The sequence below is a fragment of the Solirubrobacter deserti genome (assembly GCF_027587175.1).
Lineage (GTDB): Bacteria > Actinomycetota > Thermoleophilia > Solirubrobacterales > Solirubrobacteraceae > Solirubrobacter > Solirubrobacter deserti.
The window spans coordinates 24,582-43,083 of the sequence record NZ_JAPCID010000046.1; the positions used below are offsets into that span (position 1 = coordinate 24,582).

Below are 18,502 nucleotides of genomic sequence, written 5' to 3' on the forward strand. Positions count from 1 at the left end.
CCGGGGGAACTAACTCAGTGGTGGGACGCTACGGCGTGAAGCGCTGCTCTCCGGTCTGTAAGGACCCGGACAATTCACATCTCAGTCGGCGCCAGCGCCGGCGCGGAAGCCGCGGTCGGCGACGCCGAACCAGTGCGCGAGGAGGCGGCGCGCGGCGGGCGCGGCGGTGGCGGCGCCGAAGCCGCCGCGCTCGACCGTCACCACGACCACGATCGGGCGCTTGCGATCGTTGACGAAGGCCGCGTACCAGGCCTGGTCGGGATGGTCGATCCCGCGCTCCGCGGTGCCGGTCTTGCCGAACACGGGGTAGCGGCGCATGGGCCAGCCGGCGAACACCTCGGCGGACGTGCCGTCCTCCTCGCGCGCGGCGCGGCGTAGGCCGTCCAGGACCGCCCGGTGGTGCGCGGCGTTGAAGCGGATCCTGCGGCGCGGCTCGGGACGGAAGGACTGGATCGGGATGCCCTGGCCGTCGTCGACGGACTGGGCCAGGTGCGGGCGGACGACCGTGCCGCCGTTCGCGAGCGCCGCGTAGGCCACCGCCACCTGCGTCGGGGTCGCCTCCAGGTCGCCCTGGCCGACGGCGAGGTTGACGTTGTCGCCGGGCGTCCACGGCTTCTCCATCCCGCCGCAGGTCACCAGGGCCCGCTCGGTGCCGCGCGGCACGTTCTCGCGCTCGGTGCACGCGAGGTAGCGGGCGTGGCCGGCTTGGCGCCACCTGCGGTCCGGCACCCGCCCCGGCGCCTCGTTGGGCAGGTCGATGCCGGTGCGGCGGCCGTAGCCGAAGCGCTCCGCCCAGCTCTGGATCAGCCGGCCGCGGTCGTCGGCCTGCGCGCCCAGCTTGAAGAAGAAGATGTCGGACGACACCTTCAGCGCGTCCGCCACGTCGATCGAGCCGAACCGCGCCTCGCGCGCGTTCTGGTAGTCGCGGCCGCCGAACTTCCAGTGACCGTCGTCCTGGAGCTTGCGCGTCGGCGTGATCAGGCCGTCGGCGAGCGCGGCGAAGGCCGTGACGGGCTTGAACGTGGAGGCGGACGGATATGGATATTGGGTGGCGCGGTTGATGAGCGGCGCGGCGGTGCGGTCGGACGTGAGGTAGCGCCAGGTCCGCTCGGTGAACGGCCGCGCGAAGAGGTTGGCGTCGAACGAGGGCGCCGAGCCCATCGCGAGCACCTCGCCGTTGCGCGGGTCGAGCGCGATGAACGCGCCCGCGCGGGCCTGGTGCTTGGAGGCCTGGATGGCTTGCTCGAGCGCCTGCTCCCCAGCGCGCTGGAGGTCGAGGTCCAGCGTGAGCCGCAGCCGCGATCCCTGCGCGGGCCGCTCGGTGACGACGGCGCCCTGGTCGTCGCGGACGCCGTGCGCATCGACCGTGTAGCGCGCGGTGCCGTCCGCGCCGCGCAGGAACTTGTCGTACCGCGCCTCCAGGCCGGACTGCCCGATCCGCGTGCCCGGCTCCACGTCCTTGAAGCGGGGCTCGCCGAGCTGCGCGTCGGTGATCTCGGAGATCGTCCCGAACAGCTGCGCCGCGAGCCGGCCGCGCGGATACTCGCGGATGAAGCGGTTGGTCACCACGACGCCGGTGAACTCCTCCGGCCGCTCGCGCATGTAGTTGAACTGCGCGAGCGGGACGTTCGTGCGGACGGTGACGTTGGCGAACGGACGATCGGCGACGCTGCGGATGACCCGTTCGTGGATGGACTTCGGGGAGATTCGGAGCGTGTCGCCGATGCGGGCGTAGCGGGTGGCGAGCTCGGTCTCGGAGGCGGGGAGCGGCGGGATCGGGACCTCGCGGGCCGTGTCGGCGAGCGCGCTCAGGCGGCGGCGCTCGCGCTTCTCAGCGGTGGTCGAGGCGCGGCCGTCGTCTCGCAGCCGGCGGCTCAGCGCGTCGTAACGGGCCTTGTGGCGCAGGCGCTCCGTCTCGGCCGCCGCGAGGCGTTGACGGAACTCGTCGGCCTGGTCGAGGACCGCCTCGGGGAGCGTCGCGGGCACGAGCTGGACGACCGCCGCCTTGCGGGTGCGCACGAGCTGGCGGCGCTCGCGGTCCACGATGTCGCCACGCGGCGCCTCGATCCGCTCCGTGCGGACGCCGTTGCGATTGGCCGCGGCCCGCTGTACGTCGCCCGTGAGCACCTGCAGGTACCAGAGCCGGAAGAAGATGATCGCGAACAGCACGAACGCGAGGCCCCCGAGCACGGCGACGCGCCACGCGAGCTGGGGCGTGATCGGCCGCAGGCGATCCTCCATACGCGGGGGCATTTCATCTGTCTAGTTCGCGCGGGCCGCGATTTTGTGACCGGCCGGCTACGGGAGGATGTCGCGCAGCGTGACTTCGTAGCGGCCGCTGCTCTCCTGCAGCTCGCCCTCGATGTGCAGCTGCGCAGGGCCGTCCTCGGCCCACAGCTCCAGGAAGAACGTCCAGCCCTCCTGGTCGGGCTCGTCGATCACCGTCAACGCCTCGACCCGATAGACCTCGCGCGGCGGCATCACGTACGCGGCCGGGCAGTCGTCGTCCACGCGCCGGCGGATGTCCTCGATCTCGAGCGTGTCGCCGGACAGCTCGCGGACCTCTTCGTAGTCGCCGTCGACGATCAGCTCCACGAGGTCCTCGAGCACCTTGATCATCGGCTCGGGCATCGGCTCCAGGCCCGGCGGGATGTTCTGCAGCGGCGTGAGCGCGAGATCCGGCTGCAGTTCGAGCCGGTTGTAGAAGTAGTCCTCGCACGCGGCGCGCGCCTGGCGCCGGATGGCCTTGGGCACGCCGGCCTGGGCCAGCGCGAAGTTGCCCGCTTCGATCGCGTCCTCGAGCGTGTCGTGACGGCGCGTCAGCTGGGCCGCGACGGCGCGCCCGTGCTCGGTGTCGGTGGCCAGCGAGGTCCCGTCCATGAGCATGGAGGGCGCCTCGTGCCGGTCATAGCCCGGGCAGGCACGCACCGCGGCGTGCTGGACGATCAGATGGTCTCCCACGCCGCTCCATCCTACGAGCGTGACGTCGATCACTGGTGGGGTGGACTCGTCGGCCCGCTTCGCTACTCTCAATGGCGTCGGATAGCGAAGGCAACCAGAGGGCGAGACCTTCTTCTGAACGTCCCCTTGCCAGCGAAAGCCGCCTGATCTTCCGATGGCCGAGAGTCCACCCACGGGTGGGCTTTCCGCGTTTAAGGGCCCGTTTCAGGTCCAGTAGAGCAGCCGCGCGTTCGGAAGCGTGGCGGCGAGCGCGCGCTCGAAGAAGGCCTTGAGCGCGGCCATCACGGGCTTGGGATAGACGTGCTTGACACCGCCGAACTTCGTGCGCTTCTGGGCGCGCAGGTCGTCGTCCATCTCGAGTGTCGAGGCGGGATACCAGCTCCGCAGCACCGCCCGCGAGGTGTCGGTGAAGCGGTGCGTGATGCATTCGACGGTCAGGTCGGCGTCGAGTCCCTCGAGCGCGGCCGCGACGCGGTCCAGCAGCTCCTGATAACCAGCGTCCCAGTCCTCGAGCGGCATGATCGGTGCGATCGTCAGGCCCACCGGATAGCCCGCCGCGGCCAGCCGGCGCAGCGCCTGCAGGCGGGCGTCGAGCGGCGCCGTTCCGCCCTCGTAGCGCTTGGCCACGAGCGGCGCGTTGACGGACATGCGCGCCCGCGTGCGGCCGCCGTGGTCGAGGCGCAGGAGCTCGTCCACGGCATCGAACTTGGTCGTGAACCGCAGCTGCGTGCCGGGCCGGTCGGCGAAGTGCTCGATCGTCGCCGCGAGCGAGCCCGTGAGGTGCTCGATGCCCAGCGGGTCCGTGTAGCAGGAGGCCTCGAAGGTCGTGCCCTCATGCGCGCGTGCGTCCTGCTTGGACGTCACCGTCCCCCGTCCCTCATAGGCCGCGAGCTCGCCGAGGATCTCGTCGAGGTTCGCGAAGGCGCGGGTGACCGGGGCGCCCGGCAGCGAGCCGGCCAGATAGCAGTATTGGCAGTGCGCCGGACACCCGCGCGCGATGTGGAACTGCCAGTCGGCGCTCGGCGGGATCGGCTGCGGGCGCCGCGCGCTCGGCGGAGCGACGACGACCGCGAGCGTCGACTTCGCGCGCCGGTACCGGTCGCGTTCATTGCCCTGTCTGAGGCTCGGCAGCCGGTCGGACGCCAGCCGCTCGACGGGGATGCCGAGCCGCTCGCAGCGCGCCGCGATCGCGTGCCCGTGCTCGAAGTCCAGCGCGGCGCGCGTGACCAGCACGTGCTTCGGCGTCCACAGCTTCGCCATCCCAGTTGGTACGGCCGTGGGCGCGGCCGCGCTTACTTCGGCCGTTCAGCGCTTCGGCACGAGGATCTGCGCGAGGGCGCCGCTCTTGAAGCGCTCCTCTTCGACGACCTCGAACTTCAGGTGCGACCCGAGGTCGGCGAACGGGCTGCGTCCCGCGCCGATGGCGATCGGGACCGTCATCAGCTGGTACTCGTCGACGAGGTCGAGACGGGTCAGCGACTGGGCGAAGCCGGGGCCGCCGTGAACGAGGACCGTGCCCGCATCGTCGCGGGCCTTGAGGTCCGCGATCGCCGCGGCCAGGTCTGCGCCGAAGAACTCGACCGGTCCCCAATCGCCCTGCGCCACGGTGCGGGAGAACACGGCCTTCGGCTTCTCGTTCATCGCCGTCGCGATCGGCCCCTCGGACGCGGCCCAGTGCGGACCCATGATCTCGTAGCTGCGGCGCCCCATCGCGTGCACGCCGGCCGCGTCGAGCGCGCGCCGGTTCCACGTGCCCGAGTCCTCGCCGAAGAACTCGAACATCCACTCGTGCGTCCCGTCAGGGCTGGTGACGAAGCCGTCCAGGGACATGACCATCTTGAGAACCACTTTGCGCTCGCTCATGCGGGCAAGGACGCCGCCGCGGCTCAGAACTCATCGCTGAGGTCGCCGGGTACCGCGTGCTTTCAGGCGGCAGTGCGACGGCGCGAGGGGTGCAGCTGCGCGGCGAGGATCGAGGCCAGCGCGACGACGAACCCAAGCGTCTGCAGCGCCGTGAGCGGCTGGTCGAGCACGAGCCATCCGAGCGCCGTGGCCACGACGGGCGACAGCAACACGAGAAACGACACGGCGGTGACGGGGAGCCGGCTGAGGCCCTGGAACCAGAGCGCGTACGCGACGAGGCCGCCCATCACGGCGAGCCACGTGTAGCCGCCGATCGCGGCACCGTCCAAGGACGGCAGCGGCCGCTCGAAGACCAGCACGAGCGGGATGAACAGCAGCCCGCCGGCCGTGAGCTGCCAGCTGGTGAAGGCGAGCAGCCCGACGCGCTCCGGCCGGCCCCAGCGGCGCGTGAGCACGATGCCGGTGGCCATCGACACCGCCGCGCCCGCGGCGGCGAGGATGCCGACCAGGTCGAACGTCGCGTTCCCACGCAGGACCAGCAGCGAGACCCCCGCGACGCCGGCCGCGCCCCATCCGAGCCGCCACCCGGTCGGTCGCTCGTGGAGCAGCAGCAGGGCGAGCCCGGCCACGAGCAGCGGCTGCGTCGAGGTCACCGTGGCGGCAACGCCTCCCGGCAGCCGGTAGGCGGCGACGAACAGCAGTGCGTTGAAGATCCCGATGTTGAGCAGGCCCAGGATCAGCGAGCGCCACCACCACTCGCCGTGCGGCAGACAGCGGGCGATCGCCAGCAGCACCAGGCCGCCCGGCAGCGCCCGCAGCACGCAGGACAGCAAGGGTGCGTCCGGCGGCAGGAACTCGGTCGTGACGAGATAGGTCGTGCCCCAGACGCAGGGCGCGATCGCGGCCAGCGCGACGGCGCCTCGGTTCAGACCTGAAAAGTTCAACGTTGAACATTTTAGGCCGGGCGGTAGGGTTCCGTCAATGGACGACCACCTGGACCGGGTGCTTGCGCAGTGGAGGTCCGAGCGTCCGGACCTGCAAGCAGCGTCGATGGGCGTCGTCGGCCGCATCCAGCGCGCCAGCCGCCTGCTCGAACGCTCGCTGGCCGAGAACTTCGCTCGCCACGGCCTGGAGTTGTGGGAGTTCGACGTCCTCGGCACGCTGCGCCGCTCAGGGCCGCCGTACCGGCTCACGCCCGGCGCGCTGTCGGAGAGCTCGATGGTCACCGCCGGGGCGATCACCAACCGGATCGACCGGCTCGTCCGCAAGGGGCTCGTGACCCGGGATACCGATCCGGACTCCCGCCGCTCGGTGATCATCACCTTGACCGAGCAGGGGCGCTCGATCGTCGAGGACGTGCTCGTCCCGCACATCGACCACGAGGACCGGCTCCTCGCGGTCCTGGACCGCGACGAGCGCGAGCAGCTGGCGGCTGTGCTGCGCAAGCTCCTGCTCGAGCTCGGCGACCGCCCCTCCCCCGCGATGCGCGTGCCCGAGCGCTGACATGAGCGACCGGACGCAGGACCTGCGCGTGCTGGACGGGCGCTACGTGATCGAGCCCTCGACACCACCCGCCGGGGCGGAGCTCCTGGCCGTCGTCTTCGGTCCGGACGGCCAGACGACGATCCGCCGCGACGACGCTGCCCGGGACGGCTGGGCGGCCCTGTGGAGCGGGGACCATCCTCACGACCCTTCGGCGACGGGGATGCTCAGCGCCATCGTGGCGCCGTTGGCGGCCGCCGACACGCCGGTGATGGTCGCTTCGACCTTTCACGCCGACCTCGTCCTGGTGCCCGCGGCCCGGCTGGACGACGCGCTCGCCGCGCTGCGCGCCGCCGGCCACCGCGTCGCGCTCGCCCAGGGGTGAGCAGGTTCACCCCCAGGGTCGGTTGGAGCCCCGCCCGCCGGCCACCAAGATGTGCCTCACAGCGGCTGACCACCGCACGACAGACAAGGCCCCGGGCAGTTCCCTCCTCCCCCCGACACCCGCCGCCTTCCTCTCCGGCCGCCGCGCCTGACCAGCGCGGCGGCCACCCCTCTCAGCCCTCGAGCGCCGGCAGGAAGTGCTCCGCGAACAGCTTCGCGGTGAGCTCCGGCCGGCTGGCGACACCGACCTTGGCGAAGATCGACTTCACGTGATCGCGCACGGTGTGGCGTGAGAGCCACAGCGCCGAGGCGATCTCGTCCGTGGCCAGGCCGCGCACGAGCAGCTGGGTGACCTGCTGCTCGCGTTCGCTCAGCTCGTAGAGCTCGACCACGAGCGACGCGAGCTCGGCGCGCCGCGCGGGCTCGATCATCACGGCGACGCGTTCGCCGGAGCCGCCGCGGTCGCGCAGGCACGCGGCGTGCAGGACCAGCCAGCGACCCGTGCGGGTGGCGACGCGGGCGCGCGGGACGCCACCGGCGGCGTGGCGGGCGCGCAGGGCCACCGCGTGCACGGCGTCGGGCAGCTCGAGCCCGCCCGTGCCGATCTCCGCCAGCAGCTCCTCCGCCACGAGGCTCACCGACTCGACCGCGCCGTCGGGCCCGAGGACGACCATGCCGGGAGCGTCCGCCGGCCGCGACTCGTCGACCGCCGCGAGCAGCAGCGCGGTACGCAGTCCGTGCGCGACGTGGTCGCACAGCGAGCCGACGAACTCAGCTTCCGCGCGCGTGAAGTCCGGGTCGCCCTCGCGACGGGTGAGGCAGGCGACGCCCCAGCACGCGCCGCCGGTCGAGAACACGGCGCGCAGCTCGCCGCTGTAGCCGTTCGGGACGTGCAGGCGGCGATGGCGGGCGCTCAGCTCGGGGTCCCCGGCCGTCGCCTCGCTGAGGATCGCGACGCGCTCGGGCCGGCGGACGATCTCGCCGAACTTCGCAAAGTCGGGGGCCGTCAGCTCGTTCTCGAAGAAGTCGAGATGGAGCGCACCGTCGACGTTCTCGACCATCGCGTCCGTGTACAGCATCGTCGCCGGGTCGGTCGACAGCCACCCGGCCGACTGGTAGGGGACCAGTGGCCGCAGCTTCTCGCCGACCTGCGCGAACAGCTCACGCGCGGGCAGCCCGCTCGTACACGTCCGAATGATTGCGTCACGGGCGAGGTCACCTTTGAGGCCGAGCGGTCCCATGGCGGGATCGTACGGGCGCCACCGCCGCGCGTGGAATCCCTCAGCTGCGGGATTGGACGGATGGCCAGGACCACGGACCATCCTGGCCATGACCACGACGCTCTCCACCGCAGAAACATTCGCCTTTATGGGCGAGGTCGTCGCCGTCCGGCTTCCCGCCGAACGCACGGCCGGCGCCGTCTCGATGCTCGAGCACCTCGCACCGCAGGGCATGGCCACGCCCCTGCACGTCCAGCCCAACGAGGACGAGGTCTTCTACGTCCTCGACGGCCGCATCACCGTCCACCTCGACGGCGAGGTCTCCGAGGCGGGCGCGGGCGACGTCGTCCTCCTCCCGCGTGGCGTCCCCCACGCCTTCCGGGTCGACTCCGAGCGGGCGCGCATCCTCGCGCTCTCGGTGCCCGGCCACCACGAGCGCTTCTTTCGGCTCGCGGGTGACCCGGCCGACACCTTCGAGCCCGCCGCGGCCGCGACCGCCGACCCGCCGGACTTCGCCCGCATGACCGCCGCGGCCGCCGAATCGGGGTTCGAGATCCTGGGGCCGCCGCCGTTCGAGGGCTAGGCGAGGATCGGATTGTCGTCTGCGTCGGTTACGGACAGCACGCTGATTGGAAGCTTGCCCGCTGCGTCCTGAACGAGCGCGCGCTCTCGGATGACGATCGCCGAAGCGAACTCCGCCGTCGAGACCCTCATGCATCCCACCGGCTGGAGCGGTCTCTTGACGAGCACGCCCAGGCGGCCCGGCTCGTCAGCGGGCGGCGCGCCGGCGCAGTTGGGCCACGCGCCGGCCGACGGCAGTTTCGGCAAGGCCGGGCAGCGAGGTCAATGCCTGGCGGAGGCCTGGGGCAGCGACCGCGCGCGCGTACCGCGAGCCCTCCACCTTCCGCAGCCGCCGCGGGTGCCGGTTGACGAGCACGAGCACGCCGTACTCGTCGGTCTGCGCCCGCTCGCGGTAGCGGTCGTCGCCCAGATACGGAGCCCAGGGGTACGCCGTCGAGCGCTCGACGACGAACGTCTCGGCCGTCACGCGCTCGATCTCGCGACGCCGCTCGAGGTCGTGGTACTCGAGCATGATCAGCGACACCGCGGTGAGGTCGAGCGCAACGAGAATGGCCAGCTCGCACCCTTCGACGTCGAGCTTGATGATGTCGGCGGGGGGCAGGTCACGCGGGTGCACGACCGGGACCTCGATGCTCTCCGCGGCGTCTGCGCCGGAGAGGAACTCCGTCGCGACCGGCGCCAGCGCCGCCTCGATGTCGCCGCCGCCGCGGCGAACGAGCCCGGTCGAAGCCGCGTCCATCGGGTAGACGGCGGCGTGCACGCGGTGGATTTTCGGATGGTCCCGTGTGTTGCGCTTCAGCAGCGCGAACGTCTCCGGATCGGGTTCGTAGGACGTGATCGTGCTGCCCGGCCAGCGCAGCTGCGCCCACAGCGCGAACGCACCGACGTTGGCGCCCAGGTCGAGTATGGCCAGGTCCCGGCCGGCGTATGGAGCGTCGTACTCGCCTCCGAAGACGTCTTGTGCCGCGGACGCGACCTCCGATCGCATGATCGGCGAAAGCCCACTCAGGTCGAGCGCGACCGGGATGACCGCCTCGAAGACGTGCTCGCCCATGGCGGGAGCGTAACCGCTTGGGCGCGGCGCGGGGGACGGTCGAACCCCGGTGCGTGCGCCGTCCGGTCGCAGGGGTCCTCAGCGGCGCAGGTCGAACGGGAAGGGCGTTTCGATGCAATGGATGAGGTCTTCAAGCGCGACCAACGCGCGACCGACATCTGCGACGAGAACCCCGGCGCCCTGCTCCAGTGGCCGTGCTACGGCGGCCTCGGCCAACGCTGGGAGTTCGATCAGGTTGGGCCGGGGGCGTTTTACAGCGTCATCAAGAACGTCTACACCGGCTTGGCCATCAACCAGGCCGGCCCCACGACGGCGCCGGGCGGTCGTCATCCAATGGCCGCCGACGTCGGGCGACAAACGAGCGGCTCGTGATCGCGCCCGTGCAGTCCTCCACCCACTGACGTCGACCACCTGATCGGAACAACGCTCGCGGTGAGTCGGGATGGCAAGACGCAGGGCGGTATCCGGCGGAGGTCCGCGAGCCGGTGCGGATGGTGTTGGACATGAGCGCGAGTACGCGTTGTCGTCTGCGGCAAATCGCGGCGCACGACGAGCCCCGATGAGGCCGCAGATCGTCCGGCCGCTTTCGGCCGAGCGTGACTTCACCGCGTCTGCGCCCAATCGCTTGCGGTGGCGGATTTCACGTAGTCGGGCTACCGGCTGGCGCGCAGTTGATCTGCCACAACGACGCCGGCAGTCAGTACCTGAGCTTCGCCTTCACCCAACGGCTCATCGACGCCCGCGTCGACGCCTCCGTCGGCGCGTCGGCGACGCTTACGACAACGCCTCGCCGAGACCACGATCGGCCTGTTCGAACCGAGAAGATCCGCCGCGAGAGCCGCTGGAAGACCCCTCGCCGGTATCGAGCTGGCCGCTCGGTCAAAGGCCGTGTGCGAGGCCCTGTCGCCAGGTTGCGTAGCGCGGCTGCCAGCCGAGTTCGCGCTTGGCCTTTGCGTTGGAGGCGCCCCGCACCTCGGTCATCATGACGGTGGCCATCTCGCCGGCCGCCATCCGCCCGAGCCAGCGGGGAACGCGCCGAGGCGGCTTGGCGTCCAGCGCGCTTGCCACCGCGGGGAGCCACTCGCGGACGGCTACGGGCTCGTCGTCGACGATGTTGTAGACGCCCGGCGCGCCGCGCTCGATCGCGGCGACGGTCGCCGCGGCAGCGTCGTGGATGTGCAGGTGCGACCAGACGCCGCCTCCATCCCCGATGATCGGAAGCCGGCGCTTGCGGATCGCCGTTGCCATCACGGCATCCGGCGCGAGGCTCAGTCCGGTCTCGGGTCCGTAGAAGCCGCCGAAGCGCAGCGCGAGGCCCGCTCCCCAATCGATCGTCGTGACCGCCGTCTCGAGGTACTGGTATCCCGCTTGAACCGCCCGAAGCGCAGCCGGAGGGTCGGGCTCCAGCGGATCGGCCTCGGTCAGGACCGGCCCGCCCATCCGCGCGTAGCGAAACGCCCCGAAGCTCTGCGCGACCACGCGCCGCGCACCCACGGCGCGGCCGGCGGCGACCAGGTGGTCCGTTGCTTGCGTGCGCAGTCGGTTGGTCATCGTCGCCGCGAGCGAGCGGTCCGGGTGCCGCGCATCGCGGAGGCTCATCGGACCCGACAACGCCGTGAGCTGATGCACGATCACCTCGGGCTCGGCGGACGCCACCGCCCGCATGACCGCCTCAGGGTCCAGGGCATCCGCCACCACCGGGTGCGCGCCCAGGTTGAGCAGGAGGTCCTGTTTGGACGCGCTCCTGGTCATGCCGACCACGTCGTGGCCTCGCGCCACCAGCTCGGGGACCAGCGTTCTGCCGATGGCGCCCGTGGCGCCGGCGAGGAAGATCTTCATCGCGTGCTCCTGTGGTTGTCTCTGCTGTCTGAGACGAGCCAGAGGCGGCCGATGTGACATGGAGCCCGCGGGGTGCGGATGTCACGCTCGCGCCGGCTGCCTCGTCAGGGGAGCATGAGCGAAATCGTCATCACCGGAGCGACCGGCGTGATAGGACGCCGGGTTGTGCAACGGCTCGTCTCGGCGGGCCACGACGTCGTGGGCGTGACCCGGTCGGCGCAGGGCCGCGGGGCCGTCGAGGGTCTCGGGGCGCGCGCCGTGGAAGTCGATGTGTTCGACCAGGACGCACTGACCGTCGTGTTCTCCACCGCCGACGCCGTCGTGAACCTGCTCACGCGCATCCCGGACGCCAAGCACATGAGCACGCCCGGAGCGTGGCACGAGAACGACCGGCTCCGGCGCGAGGCGTCCGCCGTCATCGCCCGCGCCGCCCACGCCGCCGGCGTCCCGCGGCTGGTGCAGGAGTCACTGGCGTTCGTCTACGCGGACGGCGGTGACGAGTGGCTCGACGAAGACGCGCCCGTGCACGCGACCGGCCCGACCGAGACCGCGCTGGTCGCCGAGGCGAACGCCGCGCAGCTGTTCGCGGGCGAGACGGTGGTGCTGCGGTTCGGCCTGTTCATCGGGCCGGACAGCGCGCTCACGCGCTCGGACATCGACGCCGCACGGGCCGGTCTCTCGCCCAGCCTCGGACGGCGGTCGGCGCACCGGCCGACCGTCTGGCTCGACGACGCCGCCGCGGCAGTGATCAGCGCTCTCGCCGCACCGCCCGGCATCTACAACGTCGCCGACACGCACCCACCGACGCGCGCCGAGATCGACGCTGCACTTGCCGCCACCGTCGGTCGCGGATCTCTGCGTCCGGCATTCGACGAGGTACCGCCCGCAGTCGAGGTGATCGCGCGCTCGCAGCGCGTCTCGAGCTCGCGGCTGCGCGAGGCGACCGGCTGGACGCCGTCCGTGCGCGGCGGAACGGAGGGCTGGTCGCTCATTCTCGGGCAGCGGAGGGCGGCATGACGGCCGCGCAGCGTTTCGCCGAGCTGCGCCCGCGCCTGGTGCGCATCGCCTACAGCGAGCTCGGCGATCTCAGTGAAGCCGAGGACGTCGTCCAGGAGGCGTGGCTGCGGCTGGAGCGGGCCGGGGCCGACTCGGTCTGCGATCTCGAGCGCTGGTTGACCGTCGTCGTGGCCCGCTTGGCCCTGGACGCGCTGCGCTCGGCCCGGGCACGGCGCGAGACGTATGTCGGCCCGTGGCTGCCGGAGCCGCTGCTCTCGCCGGACGCGACGGAGGACCCCGCCGACCGCGTCACGCTCGACGAGACCGTCAGCTACGCCCTGCTCGCCGTGCTCGAGCAGCTCTCGCCCGCGGAACGCACGGCCTTCGTGCTCCACGACGTCTTCGACGTCCCGTTCGACGAAGTCGCCGACGTCGTCGGTCGAACGCCGCAAGCGGTGCGCCAGCTCGCGTCCCGGGCCCGCCGGCACGTCGAGCACCAGCGGCCGCGCTTTCAGCCGACCCGCGCCGAGCACGACGATGCCGTGCGCGCGTTCGCGAGCGCCATCGCCGAAGGCGACCTCGCCGAGCTGATCGCGGTGCTCGACCCGGATGTGATCTGGACCACCGACGGCGGTGGTCAGGCGACCGCCGCGCGCAAGCCGCTGCGGGGCGCCGATCGCGTCGCACGCGCGTGGATGGCGCTCCGTCGTAAGCCGGCCATCGCTCCCGAGGCCACGCCGGTCGCCGTCAATGGCCATCTTGGCCTGACGATCGCCGTCACCGACGGCCACGCGATGGTCCTGTCGTTCGTCGTCGAGCGGCGCCGGATCACCCGCATCGACGCCGTCCGCAACCCGGACAAGGTCCGGCATGCGCTGGCGCGAGCTCGACCGTGACTCGGCAGCGCCACCGCTGCGGCCTCCAGGCGTCGACACCCGCGCGATCGATGGCGGCGAACTCGCCGACCCTCCCAAGCCCCGAGCCCGGTCGTTCGCTCACCTGGGCCGGCTACGCGGCGTTCGTCTGGGCGACCGGTTACGCGATCGCGGTGCGCGGTTACCACGGGCTGGGCGGAACTGTCGGGATCGCCGGCAGGTTTGATGACCCAGCGACCATGCGGCGGGCCAGTCTCATCGCCGGTGCAGGCATCCTGCTCGTGGGCCTCGGGGCACTCGCGCTGGTGCGGCCGTGGGGCCTGCGCATCCCGCGACGACTGCTCATCGTTCCGGCGATCACCGGCTCGGCATACGTCATGGCCCACGCACTGACCGCATACGTGACCAAGCCACTCCATGCGCTGGGCGTCATCGAATTGCGATTCGACGGCTGGGCGAAGCGCGACCAGACGGCGCAATTCCTCTGGGACCTGTTGTTCTATGAGCCCTGGTTCCTCGGCCTCGGCGTCCTCGTCACCCTCGCCGCGCTCCACCACCATCGCCGCTCCGGCGGCACCGAACGCGCCGCAAGGCAACTGATCCTCGCTTCGGCGCTGGCGACGCTCGCATTCACCGCCATCGCCTGCACGCTCGTCGTCGTACGAGGGCGCTGAGCGGCGACCGCTGAACCGGTTCATCGGGGTGCGCTCTAGCGCGAGAAGTCGCGTGTGTCGACGATCTGGTCGCTTCGGTGGTTGTGGTGTCGCGCTAGTGCCCGCGCCGCGATGAATGGGCTCGTCGCGAGACACGCTGAGGAGGCTCGTCGCTCGCTACCCGGCTGAGCCCTCGCGCCAGCACGCCGATGCCGACACCGGCCGTCAAGGCCGCGGTCATTGGAATCAGCGCGAAGGCGATGAAGAAGAAGTGGTAATTGCCCCAGTCCTCGTCGGAGCCGCAGACTGAGCAGGTTCCCGCGAGCAGGTCGTAGATGCGCAGGACAGCCAAGAACAGCAGTGACCAGATCGTCGGCAGCAGCAGCACCCACGCCCGTGCAATCACAGCTCCGAAGATTGCGATGGGAATGAGAAAGACGGCCGCCGCGACAGCATCAAGCTCGTCAGAGCCCATGAACGCTAGAGCGACGCTCGACACGGCCACGATGAGTGGGAACGTCAAGACCGTGATCGCAATTCTGCGTTTTCGGCGCCCGGGCGCATCGCTCATCGCTCCGCAGGTACCCGTCTACGGAGGTCGGCAGCCTCAAGACCTTGCCCGGTCGTTCGGACTGGCCATACGCGGTCTCCTACGCTGGCAGTCTTCACTGGACGTCGGTTGACGAAGCAGCAACTTTCGACGAAGTCGCGCGTCAGGAAGGCGTTGCGTCAGCGCCACTTGCGGTCGTAGATGCCGTCGTAGGCCCCGAAGCCACCGCGACCGTCATTGACGTGTTGGCGGCCAAGCAGACGGCCCTGAGCGTCAAGTGCCACGATGTCGTTGGCGTGTACGAGGCTGAGACCGTCCACAGGCACGTGAACGGCGAACACGCGTTTAGAGGAATCGCCGGGCATCGGGGCCGTCGGAGCGCGTAGCGCGTCGCGCCCCTTGCCGAACCGCACCGCGGCGGCTTCAGGGATCGTGACGCCGACGAGGGCATCGCCCGTTTCGGTTCGGAGCAGCTCGGATTCAACGGCCCAGCCGGAAGTGAACGTGCGTCCACCGCCCACGCCGGCGCCATAGTGGAGAATCATCGGCTTCCCGTCACCCCGACGACCGATGGCCAGCTTGATCCCCGTTCCGGCGAGCGCTTCGGGCTCCCACCGGACAGCGCTCTCGCCAGGGTGGCCGAACTCCTTCGCGATGTCCTTCGGATCGTTTGAGTCGGCGCCCGTGATGCGCAAGCTGATTCCCGCGACCGCGAACAACGAAAGGCACGCTACGCACCCGAGCGTTACCGCGACGAGACGATGCACAGTCTGGATTCTAGATCCAGCGGACCGGCATCGACGGAACGCTAGAGAAGCCTCGATGGGCGCGCTCCGTGCTTGGGATCAGCAGCGCGAGTTTCGACGGTTCCACTACTTCTGGTCGAGGGCCTCGGCAGCGCTGCGCGCTTGTTCGGCGACCGGGCGAGCGGCCGTGACGCCTAGTTGTTCGCGCTCGGAAGGAACCGGACCACGCCGTTAGCGAGTGGCGTTCCGACGAGGTCGCTTGGCTCTGGTCCCTCGATCAGGCGCACCAGGAATTCGGTCGCTGTCATTGCGACCAGCTCGTGGAGTTGCTCGTCTTCTCGCAGGACGACTACGGGCCAGTGGGAGGGCTCGCCCTTCGTCAGCCAGAACAAGTCGTGCTCGTTGGCAATGGTCGCCCACTTCACGAGCGCGCCTTCGGCCGGCCAGAGCGGGTATGGGGGCCAGTCGTTCGCAAGCCGCTCACGATGTCCCGCCATCTGCTCGGCGGACTCCCGAGTGGAAGCGACCATGTCGTAGAGCCGCCGCGGATTGTCGACCGACAGCAGGAACACGTAGCCGTCGAACGCACCGGGTCCGTAGACCGCCATCAGCTCCGCGTAGTCGGGCGGAAGCGCGAGCGTACGCCCGTCGGTGTCGATGACCACGTCCGATGGCACCGGGCTGGCGGCCGGCGCGACATGCTGCTTGAGACGATCCAGCGTCATCAGGCCGCCATCGTACGTCCAGGTCGAGCAAACGCAGGCGCAGGAAGCGCAGGTTGACGTAGCGCTTCTCGACGGTTGCGCTAAAGCGAGGAGTCCGGCGCGGGCGCGAGGCGAACGTTGCACGGCCGGGCATGCGAAGCCTTGTCCTGGGCGGTCAGGTTTATCACCAGCCAGCTTCCGCTGACCGGTGAAATGGCACATCGTGGCGGCTGTGCGATTCGCTCGTGCTGCAGCACTCGTCATCGTCGGCGCCGCGGTTGTCCCGGCGTACGCGCAAGCCGGGTTCCCGGGCCGCAACGGGCAGCTGGCGGTTGGCGGACAGGTGGTCAACCCGGACGGCACGGGCTTGAGGCCGCTCGTGGACGGCTCTCGCGTGCGCTGGTCCCCCGACGGCATGCGCATCGTGTATGTCCCCAGAACCGGCGGGATCGCAGTGGCCAAGGGCGACGGCAGCGACGTGCGGATCATCAGTACGTCCGTGGTCGATCGCGACCCGACCTGGTCGCCAGACGGCGGGCGAATCGCCTTCTCCCGCCAGGTCTTCGGCGGACCGCCGAGTACGCAGGTGTTCACGGCGGCCGCTGACGGCTCCGATGTGCGCCAGGTCACTCAGTTGACTCCCGGTTCGTCAAGCCCGGAATCCCGCGTCATGTCGGATTGGTCCCCGGACGGCGCCACGATCGCGTACACGCTGTTGAACCTGCGCGGATGCGGAGGGCTGCTCGGAGCTCGCACGGACGGTGGCCCGGCGCCGCTGCCGGTCGATGTCGTGATCCCGGCTCGCGCGGAGGATCCCGATTGGGCGCCGGACGGCTCGGGAGTCGCGTACGGGCGGGCCAACTGCGGCCCATTGCCGTTCGGATCGAGCCTCATCGGGCCCGATCGCCGCGTCCTTGTCCGTCTGGACAAAGACGACTGCGGGCCCATCGGTCCGACGTGCCGGTGGTACTACAACACCTCGCCGGCGGTGGCGCCGCAGGGCGGTGTGATCGCCTACTCGCAGGCGTTCACGGGCGGACCAGGCGGAACGGGCTCCAACGTTCGCATGATCAACGTCGACGGGACCGGCGATCGTCATCTGATGGACGGGACCGGCCCGCTTGACTGGCGCCCGCTCCGGCAGAGCGCGCCGGCGGGCGCTTGCCGTGCTCCGGGCGCGATCGTCGGCACGGGCCGAGACGACGTGCTCGTGGGCACTGCGGGCGACGACGTCATCTGCGGCGGCGGAGGCAGCGACGTGATGCTCGGTGGGGACGGCGACGACCTGCTCGTGGGAGGGGTCGGACGCGACTCGATCGCCGGAGGCCCGGGCCTGGACCGCCTCTGCGGCGACGGCGGAGGCGACACGCTGCACGGGAACGCCGGCGACGACGTGCTCGCCGGCGGGGCGGCCCGTGACCTGATCAGCGGCGACGACGGGGCCGACAGCCTGATCACCGACGACGACGGCGGCACTCGCGACGACGGCACGCAGGTCTCGCGCGTCGATCTCTTGCTCAGGGACTGACGCCCCCACGGTGATGCGCAGCGGGCGTGCCCCGACTCGTCCGCTGCCGCCTATAGGCGCCGTCGACTGCGCACCACCACGGACATGACGCAAGCGGCGTGTCTCGACGGTGCCGCCACGTGCATCCGGGGAACCGGCACTGTCATGCCGATCATCGGGCCGTTCGAGGTTCTCGTCCTGCTGGTCCTGATCGCCCTGGACGTCGTCGTGCTCGCTCCCACGAGGCGCCGGCGCGGCTCGTCATCCGCGATCCCTGGGCCGGCCACGAGCGACGGTGCTCACTCAGCCGCCGCCTGCCGGTCCGGGCACTGAGTACAACCGTGACCGCGCCGCCTCGTACCCCGTCTCGGTGCGATCGACCGCGGCGTCGGGATGTTGCTCTTGGAGGCTCAGCTGAGCGGTCGTGTCATCCGTGGCGTCGAGCGTCCGGTAGGTCTCGAACCGGGTCGTGACGCGTGAGCGGTCGGGCGAGGTGGCGGTCAGCTGGATCGGTTCGTACGTGCGAGCGTCGACGAGGTAGGTCCAGTGCTCCGCCGCGCCGCTTGGGAGGGGATTGCGGTACGCGAAGCGGATGACGTCGCGACCGTCAGCCGTCGATCGCTGCTGCTCGCGGGCGCGTCCGGAGCGCAGCAGGTCCGCGAGTTGCTCGCGCATGGGGTCGCCGTCGGCCGCGGGCATCGGCGTGCCGAGTGCCGGGCCGGCGTCGGGCGCGTTCGTGTAGATCGTGTTCGTGGCACGGTCGTAGAGCTGCGCCGGCCGGTCTCCTACTATCGCCGTCTCGACACGGGCACCGTCCGTGCGTGTGGTGATCTCGCGTCGCGCGTACGGGCGGGAGGTCTGCCGCCACGTCTCGGTGCGCCAGCTCGACGCGTTGCCGTCCGCGGCCACCTGACGGTACACGGCGATCTCGTGCACGACTGATCCCGGCGGGGCGCTCAGCACCGCCGCCGCGCGTTCGGCGGCGGACGCGGTGGACACCCCAGGCGGAGCGACACTGGTGTCGTCGATCGGCAGCGAGAAGGCGCCGAGCGCGATCGCGACCGAGCCGACCGTCACGGCCCCCAT

Annotated in this window: 20 protein-coding genes and 1 pseudogene; 9 read left to right on the forward strand and 12 right to left on the reverse strand. The window is 70.9% G+C overall.

Translation table 11 applies throughout. The annotated features are described in order from the left end of the window. Positions 1 to 81: 81 nt before the first annotated feature. The 5 genes from OJ962_RS25325 to OJ962_RS25345 form a co-directional block, all read right to left on the reverse strand. Positions 82 to 2,253 (reverse strand): penicillin-binding transpeptidase domain-containing protein, encoded by a 2,172-nt coding sequence (locus tag OJ962_RS25325; protein ID WP_202956981.1) that lies wholly within the window; start codon positions 2,251 to 2,253, stop codon positions 82 to 84. A gap of 45 nt (positions 2,254 to 2,298) precedes the next feature. Next, a complete protein-coding gene (locus OJ962_RS25330; protein ID WP_270006691.1) occupies positions 2,299 to 2,961 on the reverse strand; it encodes a DUF7668 domain-containing protein in 663 nt (220 codons plus the stop codon). Between the two features lie 204 nt (positions 2,962 to 3,165). Beyond that, entirely contained in the window at positions 3,166 to 4,221 is a 1,056-nt protein-coding gene (locus OJ962_RS25335; RefSeq protein WP_202956983.1) for an SPL family radical SAM protein, read from the reverse strand. Between the two features lie 45 nt (positions 4,222 to 4,266). Continuing rightward, positions 4,267 to 4,824: a dihydrofolate reductase family protein gene (locus tag OJ962_RS25340; RefSeq protein ID WP_202956984.1), complete on the reverse strand. Its 558-nt coding sequence runs from the start codon at positions 4,822 to 4,824 to the stop codon at positions 4,267 to 4,269. Between the two features lie 62 nt (positions 4,825 to 4,886). Continuing rightward, positions 4,887 to 5,768, reverse strand: a complete 882-nt coding sequence (locus OJ962_RS25345; RefSeq protein ID WP_238932261.1) for an EamA family transporter — start codon at positions 5,766 to 5,768, stop codon at positions 4,887 to 4,889. Positions 5,769 to 5,805: 37 nt separating this feature from the next. On the opposite strand from OJ962_RS25345, the gene OJ962_RS25350 reads away from it, so the two are divergent. Continuing rightward, entirely contained in the window at positions 5,806 to 6,327 is a 522-nt protein-coding gene (locus OJ962_RS25350) for a MarR family winged helix-turn-helix transcriptional regulator (protein WP_202956986.1), read from the forward strand. A gap of 1 nt (position 6,328) precedes the next feature. Next, positions 6,329 to 6,691 carry an ACT domain-containing protein gene (locus OJ962_RS25355; RefSeq protein WP_202956987.1) on the forward strand — a complete coding sequence of 121 codons (363 nt, stop codon included), beginning with the start codon at positions 6,329 to 6,331 and terminating at the stop codon, positions 6,689 to 6,691. Between the two features lie 172 nt (positions 6,692 to 6,863). On the opposite strand, the gene OJ962_RS25360 is transcribed toward OJ962_RS25355, so the two are convergent. Beyond that, entirely contained in the window at positions 6,864 to 7,931 is a 1,068-nt protein-coding gene (locus tag OJ962_RS25360) for a helix-turn-helix transcriptional regulator (RefSeq protein ID WP_202956988.1), read from the reverse strand. 88 nt (positions 7,932 to 8,019) lie between these two features. Between OJ962_RS25360 and OJ962_RS25365 the strand changes: the two genes are divergently transcribed. Next, entirely contained in the window at positions 8,020 to 8,493 is a 474-nt protein-coding gene (locus OJ962_RS25365; RefSeq protein ID WP_202956989.1) for a cupin domain-containing protein, read from the forward strand. 186 nt (positions 8,494 to 8,679) lie between these two features. Here OJ962_RS25365 and OJ962_RS25370 read toward each other — a convergent pair whose 3' ends face one another. After that, a complete protein-coding gene (locus OJ962_RS25370; RefSeq protein ID WP_202956990.1) occupies positions 8,680 to 9,546 on the reverse strand; it encodes an FkbM family methyltransferase in 867 nt (288 codons plus the stop codon). A 117-nt stretch (positions 9,547 to 9,663) separates the two neighbouring features. On the opposite strand from OJ962_RS25370, the gene OJ962_RS25375 reads away from it, so the two are divergent. Both OJ962_RS25375 and OJ962_RS25380 read left to right on the forward strand, forming a co-directional pair. Then, positions 9,664 to 9,918 carry an RICIN domain-containing protein gene (locus tag OJ962_RS25375; RefSeq protein WP_202956991.1) on the forward strand — a complete coding sequence of 85 codons (255 nt, stop codon included), beginning with the start codon at positions 9,664 to 9,666 and terminating at the stop codon, positions 9,916 to 9,918. A gap of 299 nt (positions 9,919 to 10,217) precedes the next feature. Further along, positions 10,218 to 10,394 (forward strand): annotated as a pseudogene (locus tag OJ962_RS25380) (IS3-like element ISMyma3 family transposase); the annotation flags it as partial. Positions 10,395 to 10,425: 31 nt separating this feature from the next. Here the strand turns inward: OJ962_RS25380 and OJ962_RS25385 are convergent. Next, positions 10,426 to 11,385 carry an NAD-dependent epimerase/dehydratase family protein gene (locus OJ962_RS25385; protein WP_202956992.1) on the reverse strand — a complete coding sequence of 320 codons (960 nt, stop codon included), beginning with the start codon at positions 11,383 to 11,385 and terminating at the stop codon, positions 10,426 to 10,428. A 114-nt stretch (positions 11,386 to 11,499) separates the two neighbouring features. Between OJ962_RS25385 and OJ962_RS25390 the strand changes: the two genes are divergently transcribed. The 3 genes from OJ962_RS25390 to OJ962_RS25400 are packed head-to-tail and all read left to right on the forward strand — an operon-like array spanning position 11,500 to position 13,930. Further along, complete coding sequence (locus tag OJ962_RS25390) at positions 11,500 to 12,402, forward strand: NAD-dependent epimerase/dehydratase family protein (protein WP_202956993.1); 903 nt, start codon at positions 11,500 to 11,502, stop codon at positions 12,400 to 12,402. After that, on the forward strand, positions 12,399 to 13,277 hold the full coding sequence (gene sigJ, locus OJ962_RS25395; RefSeq protein ID WP_202956994.1) for an RNA polymerase sigma factor SigJ: 879 nt from the start codon (positions 12,399 to 12,401) through the stop codon (positions 13,275 to 13,277). Before OJ962_RS25390 ends, sigJ begins: the two co-directional genes overlap by 4 nt. Before the next feature lie 50 nt (positions 13,278 to 13,327). Continuing rightward, a complete protein-coding gene (locus OJ962_RS25400) occupies positions 13,328 to 13,930 on the forward strand; it encodes a DUF3995 domain-containing protein (RefSeq protein WP_202956995.1) in 603 nt (200 codons plus the stop codon). 94 nt (positions 13,931 to 14,024) lie between these two features. Here OJ962_RS25400 and OJ962_RS25405 read toward each other — a convergent pair whose 3' ends face one another. The 3 genes from OJ962_RS25405 to OJ962_RS25415 form a co-directional block, all read right to left on the reverse strand. Beyond that, positions 14,025 to 14,480: a hypothetical protein gene (locus OJ962_RS25405; protein ID WP_202956996.1), complete on the reverse strand. Its 456-nt coding sequence runs from the start codon at positions 14,478 to 14,480 to the stop codon at positions 14,025 to 14,027. Positions 14,481 to 14,638: 158 nt separating this feature from the next. Beyond that, entirely contained in the window at positions 14,639 to 15,178 is a 540-nt protein-coding gene (locus OJ962_RS25410; RefSeq protein WP_202956997.1) for a hypothetical protein, read from the reverse strand. A gap of 221 nt (positions 15,179 to 15,399) precedes the next feature. Beyond that, entirely contained in the window at positions 15,400 to 15,930 is a 531-nt protein-coding gene (locus OJ962_RS25415; RefSeq protein ID WP_202956998.1) for a hypothetical protein, read from the reverse strand. A gap of 211 nt (positions 15,931 to 16,141) precedes the next feature. Here OJ962_RS25415 and OJ962_RS25420 point away from each other — a divergent pair, with 211 nt between their 5' ends. Continuing rightward, positions 16,142 to 17,437, forward strand: coding sequence for a PD40 domain-containing protein (locus tag OJ962_RS25420; RefSeq protein WP_202956999.1), 1,296 nt, complete (start codon positions 16,142 to 16,144; stop codon positions 17,435 to 17,437). A gap of 282 nt (positions 17,438 to 17,719) precedes the next feature. Here the strand turns inward: OJ962_RS25420 and OJ962_RS25425 are convergent, their stop codons facing one another. Continuing rightward, positions 17,720 to 18,502 carry a hypothetical protein gene (locus OJ962_RS25425; RefSeq protein WP_270006692.1) on the reverse strand — a complete coding sequence of 261 codons (783 nt, stop codon included), beginning with the start codon at positions 18,500 to 18,502 and terminating at the stop codon, positions 17,720 to 17,722.

Bases quoted from the DNA above. Each gene is read 5' to 3' on its own strand.
- OJ962_RS25405 (WP_202956996.1), bottom strand. From the start codon at position 14,480: ATGAGCGATGCGCCCGGGCGCCGAAAACGCAGAATTGCGATCACGGTC.
- OJ962_RS25375 (WP_202956991.1), top strand. From the start codon at position 9,664: ATGGATGAGGTCTTCAAGCGCGACCAACGCGCGACCGACATCTGCGAC.
- OJ962_RS25385 (WP_202956992.1), bottom strand. From the start codon at position 11,385: ATGAAGATCTTCCTCGCCGGCGCCACGGGCGCCATCGGCAGAACGCTG.
- OJ962_RS25370 (WP_202956990.1), bottom strand. From the start codon at position 9,546: ATGGGCGAGCACGTCTTCGAGGCGGTCATCCCGGTCGCGCTCGACCTG.
- OJ962_RS25415 (WP_202956998.1), bottom strand. From the start codon at position 15,930: ATGACGCTGGATCGTCTCAAGCAGCATGTCGCGCCGGCCGCCAGCCCG.
- sigJ (WP_202956994.1), top strand. From the start codon at position 12,399: ATGACGGCCGCGCAGCGTTTCGCCGAGCTGCGCCCGCGCCTGGTGCGC.
- OJ962_RS25350 (WP_202956986.1), top strand. From the start codon at position 5,806: ATGGACGACCACCTGGACCGGGTGCTTGCGCAGTGGAGGTCCGAGCGT.
- OJ962_RS25390 (WP_202956993.1), top strand. From the start codon at position 11,500: ATGAGCGAAATCGTCATCACCGGAGCGACCGGCGTGATAGGACGCCGG.
- OJ962_RS25425 (WP_270006692.1), bottom strand. From the start codon at position 18,502: ATGGGGGCCGTGACGGTCGGCTCGGTCGCGATCGCGCTCGGCGCCTTC.
- OJ962_RS25355 (WP_202956987.1), top strand. From the start codon at position 6,329: ATGAGCGACCGGACGCAGGACCTGCGCGTGCTGGACGGGCGCTACGTG.
- OJ962_RS25400 (WP_202956995.1), top strand. From the start codon at position 13,328: ATGGCGGCGAACTCGCCGACCCTCCCAAGCCCCGAGCCCGGTCGTTCG.
- OJ962_RS25340 (WP_202956984.1), bottom strand. From the start codon at position 4,824: ATGAGCGAGCGCAAAGTGGTTCTCAAGATGGTCATGTCCCTGGACGGC.
- OJ962_RS25325 (WP_202956981.1), bottom strand. From the start codon at position 2,253: ATGCCCCCGCGTATGGAGGATCGCCTGCGGCCGATCACGCCCCAGCTC.
- OJ962_RS25360 (WP_202956988.1), bottom strand. From the start codon at position 7,931: ATGGGACCGCTCGGCCTCAAAGGTGACCTCGCCCGTGACGCAATCATT.
- OJ962_RS25365 (WP_202956989.1), top strand. From the start codon at position 8,020: ATGACCACGACGCTCTCCACCGCAGAAACATTCGCCTTTATGGGCGAG.
- OJ962_RS25335 (WP_202956983.1), bottom strand. From the start codon at position 4,221: ATGGCGAAGCTGTGGACGCCGAAGCACGTGCTGGTCACGCGCGCCGCG.